Source organism: Agrobacterium sp. 10T429 (assembly GCF_056393925.1).
Genome location: NZ_JBFTGV010000012.1, coordinates 160836 through 177988, shown reverse-complemented (window position 1 = coordinate 177988; position 17153 = coordinate 160836). Strand labels below are relative to the sequence as shown.

Sequence of the window (17153 nt, the reverse complement as noted above, 5' to 3'; positions counted from 1 at the left end):
CTGCATGGTCGCTCGAGGGAAACAATGGCAAAACTGGCTTTCGATACTGGCGGTACATTTACCGATTTCGCGCTTTTGGACGACAGCGGCGAACTTCACCTCCATAAAGTCCTGAGCACGCCTAAAAATCCGGCCGAAGCCGTTGTGCAGGGCGTGTCGGAACTGCTCGAAAAACATGCGGACACGATCGCGATTGACAAGCTGCAGGTGCTTGGTGCGACCACCGTCGTTACCAATGCGGTGCTTGAGCGCAAGGGCGTGGAAACCGGTTTCGTGACCACGGATGGCTTCCAGGACATGCTGCGCATCCGCAACGAGGGACGCTACGATCTGTACGACCTGAACATCAAATATCCCGATCCGCTCGTCACCCGCGCCAACAGCTTTGGCGCCGAGGAACGCATTGCTGCCGATGGCGAAGTAATAACGGAACTGAAGGAAGAGACCGTCCGCGAGATTGCCGAGCGGCTGAAGGAAAAGGGTATCCGCTCGGTAGCGGTCTGCCTGCTGCATGCCTATAAATATCCGCAGCATGAGCAGCGTGTCGCCGCACTCCTGCGCGAAGAAGACCCGGATATCTTCGTTTCCTTGTCTTCCGAGGTCTGCCCGGAAATGCGTGAATTCGACCGCGCCTCAACGACGGTGGTCAATGCCTATACCCGCCCGCAAATGTCCGGACACGTTGCCCATCTACAGAAGGAATTTGCCAACAGGGGCATCGACCGGCAGGTGCTCTGGATGACGTCTTCGGGCGGGCTTGTCCCGAGCAGCCGCGCGGCAGAACTTCCCGTCCGCCTGATCGAATCCGGCCCCGCAGCGGGTGCAGTCGCTGCCGCCGAATTCGGCCGCACGGCGGGTGAGGCGAGCGTTCTGTCCTTCGACATGGGCGGCACCACCGCCAAGCTCTGCCTCATACCCGATGGCGAGCCGAACGTTGGCACCGATCTCGAAGTCGCGCACTACCAGCGTTTCCGCAAGGGATCCGGTTTTCCGCTGAAGATCCAGTCGATCCAGATGATCGAGATCGGCGCCGGCGGCGGTTCCATCGCGGCGAAGAACCCCCTCGGTCTCCTCGACGTCGGTCCCCATTCCGCAGGTGCCATGCCGGGACCGGCCGCCTATCAGCGCGGTGGAATCGAGCCGACGGTGACCGATGCCGATATCCTTCTCGGCTATATGGGAACGGAATCCTTTGTCGGCGGCTCTTTCAAGGTTTCAAAAGACGCCGCACATCAGGCAATGTCGAAACTGGCCGCCTCGCTAGATGTATCGGTCGAACGTTGCGCCTGGGGCATCCACGATCTCGTCAACGAATCCATGAGCAAGGCCGCCGCCATGCATGCGACAGACCTTGGCGTCGATCCACGTTCATTGCCGATGGTAGCCTTTGGCGGCGCAGGTCCGGTACATGCCTATGGTATTGCCCGCAAGCTCGGCATCTCGCGCATCATCTGCCCGACCGGTGCCGGCGTCAGCTCTGCCATCGGTCTGCTCATCGCACCGGTCGCCGTCGATCTCTCTGCAAGCCATCCGATGGCAATCGAGGCCTGGGATATCGATGCGATGAACCGTCTCCTCGACGATCTCTCCGCCCAGGGCGCGGAAGTCGTCTCGGCCGCGGGTGTTGCCAAAGAGACTATCAGCAATCGTTATACCGTGGATATGCGCCATGTAGGGCAGGGACACGAAATCACCGTGGTGCTTCCTGACCGCAGCCTGCCGAAAGAAGCCTTCCTCGAAGAACTGCGCAGCAGCTTCTTCAAGCTCTACCGCGAATTGTTCGGCCGCACCGTCGCCGCACCACTGGAAGTCATCACCTGGCGTCTGCGCGCCAGCGGCGAAAAGGATCAGGTCACCCGGCCGCACGAAACCGTCGTTGCCGAAGCGAAAAAAGGCAGCCGCGCAGTCTATTTCCAGGAGGCGAGCAGCTATGTCGAGACCTCGGTCTACGACCACTACAAGCTGCCGGTCGGCCACGAGGTCAAGGGACCTGCCATCGTCGAGCAGCGTGAATCGACGGCTGTCGTCGGACCGAGCGGCACCTTTCACGTCGATGCCCACGGCAATCTCGTGATCAATATTCTCTAAGGGGCAATCAGATGTCGAAACCCGCTACCGATTTCAACGATCCGATCAACCTTCAGGTCATGTGGAACCGCTTGATCTTCATCGCGGATCAGGCCGATAACGTGCTTGGCAAGACCGCGTTCTCGCCGATCGTGCGCGAGAACCATGATTACGTAACCGTACTTCTCGACAGTAAGGGCAGGGCGCTGGCGCAATGCACCTGGTCGATCCCCGTCTTCATCACCTCGCTGCCCGCAGCCGCCCAGAAATATTTCCTGCCGAAGTTTCCGGTTGATAAGCTGGAAGAGGGCGATGTTCTCGCCACCAACGATCCCGAAATCGGAACCGGCCACCTGCCTGACGTGACGATGATTACGCCAATCTTCAAGAACGGCAAGGTCGTCGCCTATGCGGGATCGATCGCCCACCTTCCCGACATCGGCGGTGCGCCGCTGCATTCGGAGGCCAGCGACATTTTTGCGGAAGGCATCCGTTTCCCCATCGTCAAGATGCTCAAGGCCGGCGTTCCGAACGAGGACGTGTTCGACATCATCGCAGCCTCTGTCCGTCTTCCCACGGAAGTGCGCGGCGATCTGGAATCGATGATCGCCGCCAATAACGTCATGGGCCGCGAACTGGTGAAATTCCTCGACGAATACGGGCTGGACGATGTCGACGGACTTGCAGACGCCATCCATACCCGCTCCGAGGCGCAGACCCGCAAAGCAATCGGCGAATGGCCGAACGGTACCTATTCCGCCGAGGTTCTGCTCGACGGCTACGATGTCGACGTCAAACTCAAAGCCTCTGTTATCGTCAGGGATGACTCCATCCATGTGGATTATACGGGCACGTCGGATCAGGTGCTGCACTCGATCAACTGCCGCACCAACTACCGTTACGCCCATTCGGTCTACGCATTAAAATGCCTGCTCGATGCCGAAACGCCCAATAATGAGGGCTGCATCGTTCCGATCACCGATGAGGCGCCGCTCGGCTGCATTCTCAATCCGCAGGAATGGACGGCGGGCAATTCGCGCAACCTCATCGGTCACGTCATTCCCTCGCTGATCTTCAAGGCGCTTGAAGGCATCGTGCCGGAAAAGGTGCTGGGCGACAGTGGCGGTGCGCCGATCTGGGCTGCCAATTGCGTAGGCCAGCGCAATGACGGAACGCAATATGCCTCCGTGCAGAATTTCCACGGCGGTCAGGGAGCCCGCGCCGAATTCGATGGGCTGGATACGCTAAGCTTCCCGTCCAACTGCAAGGTCACGGCGATCGAAATGTTCGAGGTTGCCGTTCCGGTCCTGACGGAACTTAAGGAGCTTATCGCCGACTCCGGCGGTGCTGGCAAACATCGCGGCGGCCTTGGCCAGCGTGTTGTTCTGCGCAATCTCGGCAGGAACCCGATGAACATCTATCTGGCATCGGAACGCGTTCGCCATCCCTGCTTTGGCGTGGTGGAAGGGCAGCACGGCTCCGCCGGAAAGGTGATGAAGGAAGGAAAGTCGCATTTCCCGAAGGGCAAGGTCGTTCTTCAGACGGGCGAACGTCTCGAAGTCCAGACGCCTGGCGGCGGCGGCTGGGGCCGCGCTGCAGAACGCTCGCACGAATTGATCGAGCAGGATATTGCCGAAGGCTTGGTAACCTCGAAGGCGGCAAAGGAAATCTTCGGCTATTCTGGTGCCCTTGCTGCCGCAGCCGAATAGGAGACGACGATGGGACTACTGAACGGAAAGATCGCTCTGGTAACCGGGGCCGGCTCGGGCATCGGCCGTGAAAGTGCAATCCTGCTTGCGAAGGAAGGAGCAACGGTTGTGCTGACCGGCCGCCGCCTCGATCCGCTGCGGGAAGTCGCGGAGTTGATCGAAAAGAAGAAGGGCAAAGCTATCGCCCGTACGCTGGACATTGCCTCGCGTGACGCGATCTTCGACACGATCAAGTCGATCCGGGAAGCGGTCGGCCCCATCGATATCCTCGTGAACAATGCCGGTTCTGCCAGCAAGGTTCTCAACGCCCGCTTCATCAGCGAGGACGAGTGGAACGCCACCATCAACGTTAATCTGACGGCGGTGTTCAACCTGACACAGGCCGTGCTGCCGGCGATGCTCGAAAAGGGTGAGGGGACCATCATTACAGTCTCTTCGCTCGCGGCCCTCAATCCCAATCTCTTGGGCGGCGTTGCCTATGGCGCTGCGAAGGCGGGCGTGAAGAATTTCATGACCTTCCTTCACAATACCTATCGCAACCAGGGGATCCGGGCGACGACCATCCTGCCGGGTGAGACAGACACGCCGATCATGAACAACCGCGCGCGTCGACCTCTCAAGGAAGAACGCGCCGTGATGATTGATCCTCATGATGTCGCTCGGGCGATCTCGCTCTGTGCAAGCCTAAACAACGGCGCCGTCATCCCCGAACTGCACATCTGCCCGACCTTCATGCGCGACACGTCTGCTGACATCGAGATCGCACGCTGGGTGGGGGCGCCAGCTGATACGCCGGACTTGCCGAATAAGTAACTGGGAGAAAACGATGAACGGAGCGAAGTTGCGCTCGCGGCTTTTGGCAGGCGAGGCGATCACCATGTACAATACCCATCATGTCTCGACCGGACTCGCAGGCCGGCTGATAGAATTGGGAGCAGACGCCGTGTTCCTGGACTGCGAACATGGCACCTGGAGTTTTGAGGACGTTCGCATGACAGGGCAGATCGTACGCTCCGCCGGCGGCGCAGCGGTCGTTCGTCCGCATTCGCACGAACGACCGCTGATCATTCGGTACCTTAATGCGGGTGCTGACGGCATCATGGTTCCAATGGTCGAGACTCCGGAGCAGGCCCTCGCGATCGTTGATGCAGTCCGTTACGCGCTGCCCTCCGATTACGAAAAACGCCTCGTCGTGGCAATGATCGAAACGCAGAACGCGATCGACAACCATCTCGACGAGATGGTCAAGGTCGAGGGCGTCGACGTCTTCTTCATTGGTCCTGGTGATCTCTCCCAGGACATGGGTTATCCGCCCGCTCCACCACTCGGCGAACCGCGTCCGGCCGCTGTCATGGAAAAAGTCGGGGTCGCGATTGAGAAAATCCGCAAGGCCGGAAAGATAGCCGGCACGCTGGCCACGGCAAACGAACTGCCGCACTGGCTCGATAAAGGCGCCCAGTATTTCTATATCCACACGGATCCATTTCTGAGGCGAGGTATCGCGAGCATCAAGCAAACCATAGCGCGCTAGCAGTATCGGATGAGCTTCCAGCTGTTCGGGCTCTCGTGCGCTCATAACGCGGTCGTCTAAGGGATCGATTAAGGATGTGACATTCGGTTTTTGCGGGCGATCGAAAGCTCTCTTGGCGTTCGTCGCGCAGTCTAGTAGAGCAACTATCACGATATTGACGAGCCACATCGGGTCAAACATATACGCCAGAACTGGCGGATCGACCTCCAAAATAAGGCGATTTTAAACCCTATGGAAAACAAGTCGCTCTATATTTGGCTGCTGATGCTAGCTGTCCCTGTGTCGGTTCTGATAGCAGCTCAAGTCGATACAGATACTGCACCATCAATTGGCGGGGGAGGCTACGACCTTGGTCCGTTTGTGTATTCCTGGTTATTGATAATTTTCACAGCGCTCTGGTCTGTCTGCGCTTTTGTGGTAGCACTGCTTCAGAAAGGCCGAGCTTCCTCTTTTCGCGCTTTCGGCCTGGCAGGCTTTGGTGTTCTCGTCTTCACTGTAATGATGCTTTTTTACGGAGAGAACCTTTCATAACTGCTCGTCCTGAAAGCGCTTCGATGGTCTGGACCGGGAGAATGCCCAAGGTGACGACTTATAGAACCACTGACCGTTCGCACCTGCGCGTATCGCTATATTCCCATCAGAATTGAAAGAGCATCGCCTATTCGAAATTCTGTTCCATAATATATCTTATGCGATTATCAGTTGTAGCCGCAAAGTTAAAGTGTCCTGTTTCTGCAAAGTTGGAATGTCACACTCCCCGGGTCTGATTGACGTCTGGGAGATTGCAGATGGGATTGATTACGATGAGCGAGCGCGATCTGCAGCGGATCGAGGTTTTGTCGAAAGTCATGGCCGGCCGAATGACGATGGTATCAGCGGCACATGTTCTCGATCTGAGCGAGCGCCAGGTCCGCCGCCTCCTGGACCGAATGCGCACTGACGGTGCAGCCTCGATCCGGCACAAGGCCATTGGTCGACCGTCGAACAACCGGATCAATGATGGTATTCGCGACTACGCTGTGGCGCTCGTTCGGGAGAGTTATGCGGATTTCGGACCGACCCTGGCGACCGAGAAGCTTGCCGAGCGTGATGGCCTGCAGGTCTCGCGTGAGACGGTTCGCAACTGGATGGTCGATGCTGGACTTTGGTTGTCGCGCAAGCAGCGGCGGACGTTTCACCAGCCGCGACTTCGACGTGAGGCCTATGGCGAGCTGGTGCAGATTGATGGTTCTGAGCACCGTTGGTTTGAGGATCGCGGGCCAGCGTGTTCGTTGCTGGTGTTCGTCGACGACGCGACCGGCAGGTTGATGCAGTTGCGTTTTGTGCGTTCCGAGAGCGCCTTCACCTACTTCGAGGCGCTGGCGCTTTATCTCAAGCGTCACGGCGCGCCGATTGCCTTCTATTCCGACAAGCATTCGGTGTTCCGGGTGGCAAAGAAGGACGCCAAAGGTGGCCAGGGAATGACCCAGTTCGGGCGGGCGCTGTGTGAGTTAAATATCGAGATTCTCTGTGCAAATTCAAGCCAGGCGAAGGGCCGTGTGGAACGGATGAACCGAACATTGCAGGATCGGCTGGTCAAGGACTTGCGATTGGCTGGCATCGACACGATGGACGCCGGTAATGCATTTTTGCCTGACTTCATGGAGGATTATAACGCACGATTTGCGGTCGTCCCTGCCCGATCTGATGACCTGCACCGACCGGTGAACCTCGCACCGGATCGGTTATCCGATGTCCTTTGCAAGCGTGAACAGCGTTATGTTGGATCACAGCTGACATTCTCCTATGAACGCAAACGCATCATGCTGGAGGAGACCGACGTCACGCGCGGCCTTGTTGGTAAATATGTTGAGACCTATGCCTATGCGGATGATCGACTGGACGTGCGCTGGAGAGGGTACTCCCTGCCCTATACGGTATTCGACAAGGATCAGCGGGTCACGCATGCGGCGATCACCGAGAACAAGCGGCTCGGTGCGTGCAGCTGGTTTTGCGACCCAAGCGCGCCTTGGCAAAAAGGGACCGTCGAGAATACCAACAAGCGAATTCGACGCTTCCTGCCAGGCAGCACAGACCTGGCAGTCGTGTCACAGCGCGACCTTCTCCACCTCACGCGTCATATCAACGATCAACCGCGCAAATGCCTTGGATACAGGACGCCGGCCGAGGTGTTCATGGCTCATTTGCAAGAAGGAAGGTGATCCCCTACCCTAAAGCGCGGGTATGGTGCACTTGGGTTAGCTTCTCCAGCGTCCGGCAGGTAGTTTTCAACAGATTAGCCAGGAAGCCATTCCTGGAGAGGGCGCACGTGCGGATCGGGATGCTGTTCGCCACGACAGAGCGGCTAGTGCGCAATGAGTCTGCAATCCGTGTGAATGCGGATGTCCTGATGAGACGTTTCAGCGGCAGCCTTGAACGGGGTGCAAGCTCGCCCATTACCATGTGATGGATATGCGTGCTTCTCCACTCTCGTCGCGGCCTTCTGGACGATGCCCCGCCAAGTTTCGATCAATTGCATTTTTCTCATTTGGGGAGAAACGTCGGGCCAGTATTTCGAGGCAGTGAAGCCATAACGAGGTTTAGGGGCTCCAATGTGAAGCTGGCAAAGACGACTAGAGCGTATCACTGACTGATTGAATGCCAACGTGGCAGTACCACCTAACCTCATACGCGGCCCATTGCCGGGGCCGCGTATGTTACGCTGCCAGCGGCAAAGCACGCACACGGATGAACTTGGCTGCGACGGTTTCACCAAGATTCGTCTGAACCTGAACGGTCGCTGACAGAAAGTTGGCCGAGATCGGTACCTTGGCAAGGACGGTCCAATCGAAAGGCTGCACGATGCCACGGATTACGCTCGGACTACTCGACGGCATCTTCACCGCCACTTCGACGTCGATCGAGTGAGAGTTTCCCCGCAGAGCTTCACGAGCGCTTCCTCCCAAGTCATGGAGCTGCCCATCTACCGACGACTGGTTGACCGACCGGATACAGAGTATATGCCAGTTGCATTCAGCTTTCTCCGTCAGGTAGCTTACGCGCATCGCGCTCCACTACTATCAGTCCTCAGCAAGCAGTTAGAGGGTCGACAAAGGAGAAATACTAAATGGCCCATTCAAAGCTTGGTCTCCGGCCGAGAATTTACCCGATTTGCGCTACATCAATTGGCAGTCTCGCGGGCTTTTCGGTAGGTTTTCTGACGCGCCCCAAGCTTCCGCTTATCGGAGAAAAAGCGCCAATTGAATTTCTGTGGCAGCCTGTGGTTCAGGACTTCGCAGTCGTAAAGACCGAACTCATCGACCATATGCTTATCGTAACTGCCATCGGCGCGGCGGTCGGTTTCGCGGTCAACAAATTCACAAGACGTTAAACGACTCGATAAAACTACGGTAGTTTCGACCACATCTCGTTGATCGCAGCATGGTCGTTAAACATAGACACCGCTAACTTCTCTTTGCCTTTATAGTTAACCCACCCACAGCTTGTCCCTATAATCGTTCCCCAAGAGTGGACGAGTACGCCGCCGCTCATTCCGCCGAAAGTAACATTTGATGCCCCAACTGAATTTTCTTTTTCAAAATTTATTTTGATACGTCCGCTTGTTGCCACCAATTTTCCGCCAACGGCATTGGAAGACTGGTTGCTGAACATTTCCGTTTTGCCGGAGTATCCAATCAAATATATGTCTTCGTCCAAATCTAAGTCGCCTACGTCTGCATCGTAATCCTGAGTAATTGAAGGCATCAATGCGTTTCTAGATTCGAGTTCCGCATAGTCGGTCGACAAATACGCATTTTTATCTGCTTTTGACAGATCTTCTATACGATCTCCTAAAATAAAATTTAGCTTCGCCGAGGTGTTTATCATCGTAAATTGCAGCATATCTTCAAACGAGACCACGGCCGAGTTGTAAACGGCTTTCGCATGCCTGTCAGTTATAGCCATCGGCGGAGAAAACGTTCCAATTTTGCGATTGTTGGCTTTGGAGGCCCAGATCAACCAATTGTGGAAAGGGTGGCGGCAAGTCTTAAGTATGCGACCCTTGTCAAAATGCCCCGAAAAACTGGTATATACCGACATAATGGGACATTTCCTTAGGTCTTGCTTGCGGCAACTCTCAATTTGAATATTTTCTAAATTTTTAGCAAATAAATCTTCGGTTGAAGCATCCAAATCTTCGGCGCTAAATTTGCGAACCTTACTAACGTCGACTGTTTTTACCGGCTTATCAGTACTCTTGTGCACCGATCCGACACTGAAGACCCGCACGACTGAGTCAGCGAGCTTTTGATCAACGATCTGCGGATTTCCGTTAACGTCCTTGAAGCCTTCCCATTTCACTTCTGCATAAGCCGGCGTGGCGCATAACAGAGCAAGTATAACGACAACCTTCATCGAAAGCTTATCCTTCAAGTACTATCGTGCAGAAACTTCCATATATTGATACACCTCGATTGTGTTTTCCAGCGGGAAAATCAGTGGCGGTACGCCCACACCAGCCCAACCCGCTCCATTACAGACATACCATCCATATCGGGATTTCCTTTTCTGATCTGTGACAGTTGGAGTGTTTGCAGAGACGACGGCCCTTAATAAAATGCGAACGATCAGGTGGCAGCAGGCCAATCGTTCGCGGGTTCATCGACTACGGCTTCATCCTCTGCGGGATCGGGATCCACGTGGCGAGATTTCTCGAGCTCAACGATCCGCTCACGAGCGACCTTGAGAACGTCCTCATGGTCAACGCCTTGGACGACAAACCTGTCGATAAGGCCCTCAAGTTCCAACCGAAGATCGGCTCGCCATTCGCTGTTCATCTCTTATTCCTCCGTTTGATTGGCTTGTCGGAAAGTTCGATCCAGACTGGCGCGTGGTCGCTGGTGTGCTCCCACCCACGCACATGTCGGTCGACCTCAGCCTTGGATAGACGCTTCGTAAGATCAGGACTTAGAAGGAAGTGATCCAAACACAATCCGGCATCGCGGCCATAGGCGTTTCGGAAATAGTCCCAGAACGTGTAGATGCGTTCTCCCGGATGGAGCTGCCGGAGAGCGTCGGTCCAGCCCTGCTCTACCAGCTCGCGAAAAGCTTCACGCACCTCGATGCGGAAGAGCCCATCATCCCTCCACCGCTCCGGCTTGTAGACATCAAGCTCCGTCGGGATGACATTGTAGTCCCCCGCCAGGATGACAGGCACTTCTAGCTCTAGCAATTCGGTTGCATAATCGTGCAGGCGCTTGAACCAGCGAAGCTTGTAGTCGAATTTCGGGCCGGGATAAGGATTGCCGTTCGGCAGGTAAAGGCCGCCTAACACGATGCCGTCGACGACTGCCTCGATGTATCGGCTCTGATCGTCTTCCGGATCACCCGGAAGCCCTTTCCTCGTAAGCAGAGGATCCTGACCGCGGGCGAGTATCGCGACGCCGTTCCAGGACTTTTGGCCGTGCCACACAGCCCCGTATCCGGATTTCTCGATCTCCTTAACCGGAAACCTGGCATCAGGCGCCTTCAGTTCCTGGAGCACGACAGCATCCGGAGCCGCCTCGGCTAGCCAGCGAAGCAGCACCTCGAGCAGACCGTTCACGCCGTTGACATTAAACGTGGCGACCTTCACTTGCGCTTTTGGTCGCCTTTATCGCCCTCGCCCGGCTTTGCGTCGTGCTTGGCCTCGTGGCGCTTGTCAGCGGACAGGGAGATTAAACTTCCTGAAATGACTACCCCCTAGAGGTTGCATTCACTGATCCATGCTGAAGATCTTGGCAGGATGGGCATTGACGCCATCATCGAAAAGGCGCGCGCAGTGGTTGGCGATGGCCCGACCTATTTGTCCTTCGATATCGATAGCCTCGATCCGGCCTTCGCGCCGGGCACTGGGCCGCCAGAAATCGGGGGGCCCACCAGCCGGCAGGCGCTCGACATTCTTCACGGACTGAAGGGCGTGGATTTCGTCGGTGGCGATGTCGTTGAGGTCGCTCCACAATATGACACAACCACCAATACCGCCCATATCGGCGCCCAAATGCTCTTTGAGATCCTTAGTTTGATCCGCCTCAGCCCGGCGATTGCCTCAGGCAAATGAAACTGCACCTAGGCGGTCTGCCAACCAACGCCTGAGAAAGCTTAAACGCCTTGAACCGTCGACCTGGACATTATCGGAGCCACAACGCGACACGAGGAGCAAGCCTTGCAGGACAAGATATTCCCGTGTGTATCACTGGGAATAGCTAGGAGCGTACGGTGGCCAGCTCACAGACGCGAAGTTCAAAAATACAGAGCCCGCTTGCGTGAGCGCGGGCTCTCCCGTTTCGACGTACGTGGCCAGGATGCAGATAGTGACCTCATCAGGCTGCTAGCATGACGCGTGCCGGAAAATAGCTTTAATCGGCCAGGCGTGGCGGTGAATAGGTCGCACCTCATAGTGTCATGCGGGTATACCTGCTCGAAATCCTCCATGCAGAAGAGCAACTCCAGAGTCCAAAAGAATTTCTCCGTTTCTACATTTTCATCTCKGTGCAGCGCGTCCATTAATAAAGAGAAATATCAGCTACCCGCCATTGACCCATATCAGTCGCAGGACCTTAGGAAGACACAGCGCCTGTAAATCAGCAAGGAACATCGACCCCTTGGAGGTGCGGACAAATTCTTGGACGGCTTATGCTGCAATTCCGAGATTCCGGCGGAATTCGGCGGGGCCAATCCCGCCCAGTGAGAGCTTTATGCGGTGCTGGTCGCCCCAATCCAGCAGGATCATACTTGCGATATCGATTTGAGTTCTCCTTCGGCCGCGATTGGCCGGAGGAAGAACGCGCGACGCTCAGGTTAAACAGGGAGCCGACGACGACTCTGGCACTGTCCGCTGCCCTTTGGACAAGGAACACTATTCACCGTGAAGCAGACCATCTGTTCAGCAAACAATTCCGGAATGCGTCGCGAGTAACTGGGGTTTTACCGCAAAGGCGAGTTCAGTTGATGTCGTCAGGAATAAATCCACCCGTCTGCCGCTGCCACAGCCGCGCGAAAAGACCATTGGTTTCAATTAACTCCCCCGGCGGGCCTTCCTCTATTATGCGGCCGTTTTCGAGCACGACGATGCGGTCCATGCTGGAGATGGTCGATAGGCGGTGGGCAATGGCGATAACCGTCTTGCCTTGCATCAAAAGATCAAGTTTCTCCTGAATCGCGGCTTCGGATTCACTGTCGAGGGCCGAAGTTGCTTCATCCAGGATCAGGATCGGAGCGTTTTTCAGGAGAACGCGGGCGATCGCGACACGCTGGCGTTGGCCGCCGGACAGTTTGATGCCGCGGTCACCGACGTAGGCGTCGTAGCCCTTGCGGCCATCGCTATCGGAGAGTTCTGTTATGAAGGTGTCGGCAGCAGCCATTCTGGCGACATCTTCCACCTCCTGCGCGCTCGCCTCCGGTCGCCCATAGCGGATATTATCGCCGACCGAACGATGCAGCAGCGACACATCCTGGGCTATAACGCCAATCACGCGGCGCAGACTTGATTGGGTGACCGAGCGAATATCCTTGTCGTCGATCAGGATCGCGCCGTCCTGGATATCGTAGAAGCGCAGCAGGAGGTTGGCGAGTGTGGTCTTGCCAGCCCCCGATAGCCCGACGAGTCCAACCTTTTCACCGGGACGGATCGTCAGCGAGAGATCATCGATAACCGGCTTGCCAGTCTTGTAGGCGAAACGGACGTTCTCGAAACGGATTTCGCCATGGCGAATGGTAAGATCCGCTGCGTCTGGACGATCGGTGATGGTGGGCGGTGTCGTCATGACGGGCATGGCGTCCTTGATCGTACCGACTGCCTGGAAGATCTGTTGGCCCATCTGTAGGAACGTGAAGGTGTGAGCAGACAGCCGGCTGAGGACGTAAACGGCAGCCGTGAATTCGCCGATCGTGACGAAACCATCGACAAGCCCGGTAAATCCGATCGAGAGTATCGCCAGCCAGTGCATCATGTTGAGGACAACGACTATGACCTCCGAGGTGCGGTAGATCCGCTGTTCACTTTGTTGGGCACTGATGGCCTTGGCAATAATGCCGCGGATAGCGCCCGCCTCGCTGTCTTCGGCGGCAAACTGCTTCACCATCTGCATATTGCCGTAGAGATCGGTGATCGCGCCAGAAATCAGGCTGCGCCGCTTGGCGGAACGGCGCGAGCGCTCGGTAAATACAGGTGCCAGCCTGATAGCGAGCAGAACGTTAAGCGTGATCCAGACGATGGTCGGCAAGGCGAGCTGCCAGGAGAGAGCGCTCAAGAGAATGACCGACCCAGCCATTTGCATCACGAAGCGCGGGATGGACTGGAAGGCCGATATGATCTGCTGCTGCACGGCAGAGGCCACCTGCTGCAGACGTGAGGCGACCTGACCAGCATAGAGATCATGGAAAAAGGCCAGATCCTGCCGCTCCACCGCCTTGTGGCCCTGCCACTGAATGGCGGCAGGCATACCAATGCCAAGCGTATGCGAGTTCAGCGTGTTGACGAGAAAGGAACCAAGCGGGATTGCGGGAAACAGCATCAGGCCAAGCAAGGTCAGAAGCAACCATTCATTGTGCAGGAAGGCGCTTGCGCCCTGTTGCGTCACGCCATCAACGATGACCGATAGTCCCCAAATAATCGTCAGATTCATGGCCTCGATTGCCATTGTGGAAAGGGCGAGCACGAGCAAGATGCCGCGGAACATCCGGATGAAGTGCAGGAGAACAGCCACCGGGCCTTTCGCGGGCAACGGCTGATAGGGGATGTCGAGGGGTTGGATCAGCGTTTCAAAGGGTCGATAGATCGTATCGGAAATCGACATCAGGGCTCGAACTCCAATTGAGGAAAGATCAGAGGGTCTCGGCATATTTTAGCATTTCTGCGACGGCATCAATTATGACCTCGTTCCCTAAGCCGACGTCCGGCACGAGCCAACGCCACGAATCCAACACTTCTCGACCAGCATCTCCATCATTCCGAAACATAAGTGACCGCTTTGGGATGCACCTCTGCCGGAACGAATGGGCGACCCGACGGTCCAAAACGAAAGTTATTTTCGCCTTGGGCCGGGACCGGACTGTCTGATTTATGGCGGCGAGAGTGAAATAGCTGCCGTCAAACGCAGTGAACACTTTGACTGCTTCTGAACGTAATTCCAACCGTTAAGGCGTCCAGCACTCTGCGTTCAGGCGCGCGATGACAACCTCCACGACCAAGATAACGGCGCTTTGCCGGCTTGCAATATCCGACCATCTCAGACGTTGTAGCCCTCCAAAGGATCGCCAATGGCAGACGTTACCTTTTCCGTTTTCAGCGCCCTTCGGCTGCGTATCGACAGCGACTTGATTTCAACATAGCAATGACGCCTGATCCAATTTCGAGATAGCTTGTTCAATGCGTGACAGCGACAAAACACTACGGCGGCGTCTCGTCGATGCCCTTCGCCCGCTGGCCGAGCGCGACACGCGCTTGATGCTCGAAAACGAAGATCCACCGTCCATCTCGGCCTTCGTCGCCCGTCACAGGGAAACCATTTCCGAGCTCAGCATGCCCGCAGCCGGCCTCGTCATTGTCATCGAAGGCCGCAAAGAAGTGCTGTGGGGCGCGGAACGCAATATCTACCACGCCGGCGACGCCTTCGTGCTGCCGGCCGGTGCGGAGGTTGATGTTGTCAATGAACCAGATGCCGATACTGGCGTCTATCGCGCCCTCTTCGTCCGCTTCTCTCGCACCCTGGTCATTGAGGCGGCACGCCTTTGGCCGCAACTCACCAAGCGCGACATACCCCTCGGCTCGCCCATCACGATCAGTCCGACGCTCTGCTCGGCAATCATCCATAGTGGCGAGGCGCTGGCGGGTGCGCTCGACCTTTCCCGGCGCGTCGTAGATCACCGTGTTCTCGAGGTTCTGCTTATCCTGGCCGAACAAGGTGCGCTGCCATTGATGCCCAAATATGTCGACCGCTCAGTCACAGAAGCAGTGCGCCTCCTGATCCGCCACCGGCTCGATCACGCGTGGTCAACCGCCGCGGTCGCTGCGTCCCTGTCGATGTCAGAAGCCACCCTGCGGCGGCGACTACGGGACGAAAACCACTCACTACGCGCGCTGCTGCTCACCGAAAGAATGCATGCCGCTTACCTCATACTCTCGGATCGGGATGCCGATGTCGCCGACGCAATAGCCGCTACCGGCTACGCATCGCGTTCACACTTCTCGCGGCACTTCCAGGATGCCTTCGGACAGGCTCCTTCGACCGTTCGCAGGGCACGTAAAAAACCATTAGCCTGACCGCTTCAGGCTCATTGCTGATCAGATCGGGCCCACCCGCACTGGCATCGTTCCCTATGCTCGACTGAAATCAACCAGGCGAGACGAGATGAACAGGAATAAAAGAAGCATATGCGCCGCCATTGTGGCCGCCGCATTTTCGGCGACAGCGCCCATGGCCGCGGACTCCACGCTGTCCGTAAAGATCGAAGGGCTTGACGGTTCTGGCCGGTTTTCAGATTCCGCCGCCTTCTGCCCGCCCGGAAAAGGGGCGAAGGACGTGAGCCCGGGGGTCTCATGGTCGGCAGGCCCAGAGGGCACCAGATCTTATGTGTTACTGATGACCGATCCGGACGTACCACTCGATTTTAGCCTCATCAATAAACCTGGTACCACGATTCCAGACGACGCGCCGCGGATCAACGTTTTCCACTGGGTTTTGGCCGATATTCCCGCCGGCATCATGTCCATCGGCGAAGGTACGGAAAGCGAGGGTCTAGTGGTGGGCGGCAAGCCGGTCGGACTGACACCACACGGACTGCGCGGCGCCAATGTCTATACGAGTTTTCTGGCCAAAACTGATGGCATGGCAGGCACCTATGGCGGTTACGACGGCCCCTGCCCGCCCATAAACGATCAGCGCGTTCACCGCTACATCCTTGAGGTGGTCGCGCTTGACGTTGCGACACTGGGCCTTGCCGGGCCGTTCACTGGCGAAGACGTGGAAAAAGCCATGGCTGGCCACATCCTTGCAAGCGGCGAGGCGACAGCGACATATTCATTGAACCCGAGCCTGATCCCCGCCGCCACGGCGAAGTAGATCACAATCCCGAAAGGTTCAGACACACCATGGCACCGATAAATGTTTCGTCCTTACCCGTGTTCAATCGGGATGCATCCGGCTACGACGCAATTCGGCGCGGCCTTATTCCCTGTTTCGATACGTTTTACGGGACAGCGCTCGACTTGATCGACGACTGGCGGGACGCCGAGAAACTGCGTGTGCTCGATCTTGGCGCTGGCACTGGCCTTTTCACGGCAATGCTGCTGGCCCGCCACCCCGATGCCCAGATCCACCTCGTCGATGCCTCCGAAAAGATGCTCGAGCAGGCCCGGCAACGCTTCGATGGCAATCCGGCCATTAGCTATGCCGTGGCCGACATGTCAGATACCGAACTCGGCGGTCCGTGGGATCTCATCATCTCAGCGCTGGCGATCCATCATCTGGAAGACGCAGCGAAAAAACATTTCTTCGGTGAAATTCGGAGCGCCTTGTCGGAGGGTGGCCTGTTCGTCAACGCCGAGCAGGTCCTCGGCCATGATTGCGAGGTAGAGGCCCGTTACGCCCGAATCTGGCTGCAACAGGTCAGGAGGCTGGGCGTACCAGAAGAGGAAATCACCAAAGCGCTCGAGCGGATGTCCCACGATCGTTGCTCCCCTATCGAGAACCAGTTGCAATGGATGCACGATACGGGATTTTCCGAGGTGGACTGCAGCTTCAAAGCATGGCGTTTCGCGGTGCTCAGTGGTCGGCGTCAGGGCGAGCCGCAAGCCACTACGAACTTTTGAGATAGCAGCAAGACCT

At 56.7% G+C, this 17153-nt stretch carries 15 protein-coding genes and 1 pseudogene; 11 read left to right on the top strand and 5 right to left on the bottom strand.

Translation table 11 applies throughout. The features are described from left to right. The first annotated feature begins 24 nt into the window (after positions 1–24). The 6 genes from AC1DCP_RS23005 to AC1DCP_RS22980 all read left to right on the top strand — a co-directional run bounded on the left by AC1DCP_RS23005 (position 25) and on the right by AC1DCP_RS22980 (position 7508). Positions 25–2088, top strand: a complete 2064-nt coding sequence (locus AC1DCP_RS23005; RefSeq protein WP_060641959.1) for a hydantoinase/oxoprolinase family protein — start codon at positions 25–27, stop codon at positions 2086–2088. Positions 2089–2099: 11 nt separating this feature from the next. After that, positions 2100–3776 carry a hydantoinase B/oxoprolinase family protein gene (locus tag AC1DCP_RS23000; protein ID WP_476774654.1) on the top strand — a complete coding sequence of 559 codons (1677 nt, stop codon included), beginning with the start codon at positions 2100–2102 and terminating at the stop codon, positions 3774–3776. A gap of 9 nt (positions 3777–3785) precedes the next feature. Continuing rightward, entirely contained in the window at positions 3786–4589 is an 804-nt protein-coding gene (locus AC1DCP_RS22995) for an SDR family oxidoreductase (protein ID WP_476774653.1), read from the top strand. A gap of 13 nt (positions 4590–4602) precedes the next feature. Further along, entirely contained in the window at positions 4603–5307 is a 705-nt protein-coding gene (locus AC1DCP_RS22990; RefSeq protein WP_060641962.1) for an HpcH/HpaI aldolase family protein, read from the top strand. Positions 5308–5538: 231 nt separating this feature from the next. After that, a complete protein-coding gene (locus tag AC1DCP_RS22985) occupies positions 5539–5838 on the top strand; it encodes a hypothetical protein (protein ID WP_060641963.1) in 300 nt (99 codons plus the stop codon). Positions 5839–6095: 257 nt separating this feature from the next. Then, positions 6096–7508 (top strand): ISNCY family transposase, encoded by a 1413-nt coding sequence (locus tag AC1DCP_RS22980; protein WP_112153437.1) that lies wholly within the window; start codon positions 6096–6098, stop codon positions 7506–7508. Positions 7509–8003: 495 nt separating this feature from the next. Here the strand turns inward: AC1DCP_RS22980 and AC1DCP_RS22975 are convergent, their stop codons facing one another. Beyond that, positions 8004–8183, bottom strand: a complete 180-nt coding sequence (locus AC1DCP_RS22975; RefSeq protein WP_111791135.1) for a hypothetical protein — start codon at positions 8181–8183, stop codon at positions 8004–8006. A 230-nt stretch (positions 8184–8413) separates the two neighbouring features. On the opposite strand from AC1DCP_RS22975, the gene AC1DCP_RS22970 reads away from it, so the two are divergent. Continuing rightward, entirely contained in the window at positions 8414–8677 is a 264-nt protein-coding gene (locus AC1DCP_RS22970; protein ID WP_111783992.1) for a hypothetical protein, read from the top strand. Positions 8678–8691: 14 nt separating this feature from the next. On the opposite strand, the gene AC1DCP_RS22965 is transcribed toward AC1DCP_RS22970, so the two are convergent. The 3 genes from AC1DCP_RS22965 to xth all read right to left on the bottom strand — a co-directional run bounded on the left by AC1DCP_RS22965 (position 8692) and on the right by xth (position 10921). Further along, positions 8692–9702, bottom strand: a complete 1011-nt coding sequence (locus AC1DCP_RS22965) for a serine protease family protein (RefSeq protein ID WP_112153438.1) — start codon at positions 9700–9702, stop codon at positions 8692–8694. Positions 9703–9914: 212 nt separating this feature from the next. Then, on the bottom strand, positions 9915–10124 hold the full coding sequence (locus AC1DCP_RS22960) for a hypothetical protein (RefSeq protein ID WP_035200757.1): 210 nt from the start codon (positions 10122–10124) through the stop codon (positions 9915–9917). Beyond that, positions 10121–10921 (bottom strand): exodeoxyribonuclease III, encoded by an 801-nt coding sequence (gene xth / locus AC1DCP_RS22955; RefSeq protein ID WP_112153439.1) that lies wholly within the window; start codon positions 10919–10921, stop codon positions 10121–10123. The genes AC1DCP_RS22960 and xth overlap by 4 nt, the downstream gene beginning before the upstream one ends. 120 nt (positions 10922–11041) lie before the next feature. Here xth and AC1DCP_RS22950 point away from each other — a divergent pair. Beyond that, positions 11042–11386: pseudogene (locus AC1DCP_RS22950) on the top strand (arginase family protein); the annotation flags it as partial. 883 nt (positions 11387–12269) lie between these two features. Here AC1DCP_RS22950 and AC1DCP_RS22945 read toward each other — a convergent pair. After that, complete coding sequence (locus tag AC1DCP_RS22945) at positions 12270–14123, bottom strand: ABC transporter ATP-binding protein (RefSeq protein ID WP_111783841.1); 1854 nt, start codon at positions 14121–14123, stop codon at positions 12270–12272. Positions 14124–14695: 572 nt separating this feature from the next. Here AC1DCP_RS22945 and AC1DCP_RS22940 point away from each other — a divergent pair. From AC1DCP_RS22940 to AC1DCP_RS22930, 3 genes are all read left to right on the top strand, one after another. Beyond that, on the top strand, positions 14696–15589 hold the full coding sequence (locus AC1DCP_RS22940; RefSeq protein ID WP_112153440.1) for a helix-turn-helix domain-containing protein: 894 nt from the start codon (positions 14696–14698) through the stop codon (positions 15587–15589). Between the two features lie 88 nt (positions 15590–15677). Further along, positions 15678–16388, top strand: coding sequence for a YbhB/YbcL family Raf kinase inhibitor-like protein (locus AC1DCP_RS22935; protein ID WP_112153441.1), 711 nt, complete (start codon positions 15678–15680; stop codon positions 16386–16388). Between the two features lie 29 nt (positions 16389–16417). Then, the gene (locus AC1DCP_RS22930; protein ID WP_112153442.1) at positions 16418–17137 is read left to right on the top strand and encodes a methyltransferase domain-containing protein; all 720 of its coding nucleotides are present in this window, start codon (positions 16418–16420) and stop codon (positions 17135–17137) included. Positions 17138–17153 lie beyond the last annotated feature (16 nt).

Excerpts from the sequence above, each read along its gene's own strand:
- AC1DCP_RS22995 (WP_476774653.1), top strand. The coding sequence starts at position 3,786 with ATGGGACTACTGAACGGAAAGATCGCTCTGGTAACCGGGGCCGGCTCG.
- AC1DCP_RS22980 (WP_112153437.1), top strand. The coding sequence starts at position 6,096 with ATGGGATTGATTACGATGAGCGAGCGCGATCTGCAGCGGATCGAGGTT.
- AC1DCP_RS22960 (WP_035200757.1), bottom strand. The coding sequence starts at position 10,124 with ATGAACAGCGAATGGCGAGCCGATCTTCGGTTGGAACTTGAGGGCCTT.
- AC1DCP_RS22930 (WP_112153442.1), top strand. The coding sequence starts at position 16,418 with ATGGCACCGATAAATGTTTCGTCCTTACCCGTGTTCAATCGGGATGCA.
- AC1DCP_RS22990 (WP_060641962.1), top strand. The coding sequence starts at position 4,603 with ATGAACGGAGCGAAGTTGCGCTCGCGGCTTTTGGCAGGCGAGGCGATC.
- AC1DCP_RS23000 (WP_476774654.1), top strand. The coding sequence starts at position 2,100 with ATGTCGAAACCCGCTACCGATTTCAACGATCCGATCAACCTTCAGGTC.
- AC1DCP_RS22975 (WP_111791135.1), bottom strand. The coding sequence starts at position 8,183 with ATGCCGTCGAGTAGTCCGAGCGTAATCCGTGGCATCGTGCAGCCTTTC.
- AC1DCP_RS22965 (WP_112153438.1), bottom strand. The coding sequence starts at position 9,702 with ATGAAGGTTGTCGTTATACTTGCTCTGTTATGCGCCACGCCGGCTTAT.
- AC1DCP_RS22935 (WP_112153441.1), top strand. The coding sequence starts at position 15,678 with ATGAACAGGAATAAAAGAAGCATATGCGCCGCCATTGTGGCCGCCGCA.
- AC1DCP_RS23005 (WP_060641959.1), top strand. The coding sequence starts at position 25 with ATGGCAAAACTGGCTTTCGATACTGGCGGTACATTTACCGATTTCGCG.
- AC1DCP_RS22940 (WP_112153440.1), top strand. The coding sequence starts at position 14,696 with ATGCGTGACAGCGACAAAACACTACGGCGGCGTCTCGTCGATGCCCTT.
- AC1DCP_RS22945 (WP_111783841.1), bottom strand. The coding sequence starts at position 14,123 with ATGTCGATTTCCGATACGATCTATCGACCCTTTGAAACGCTGATCCAA.
- AC1DCP_RS22985 (WP_060641963.1), top strand. The coding sequence starts at position 5,539 with ATGGAAAACAAGTCGCTCTATATTTGGCTGCTGATGCTAGCTGTCCCT.
- AC1DCP_RS22970 (WP_111783992.1), top strand. The coding sequence starts at position 8,414 with ATGGCCCATTCAAAGCTTGGTCTCCGGCCGAGAATTTACCCGATTTGC.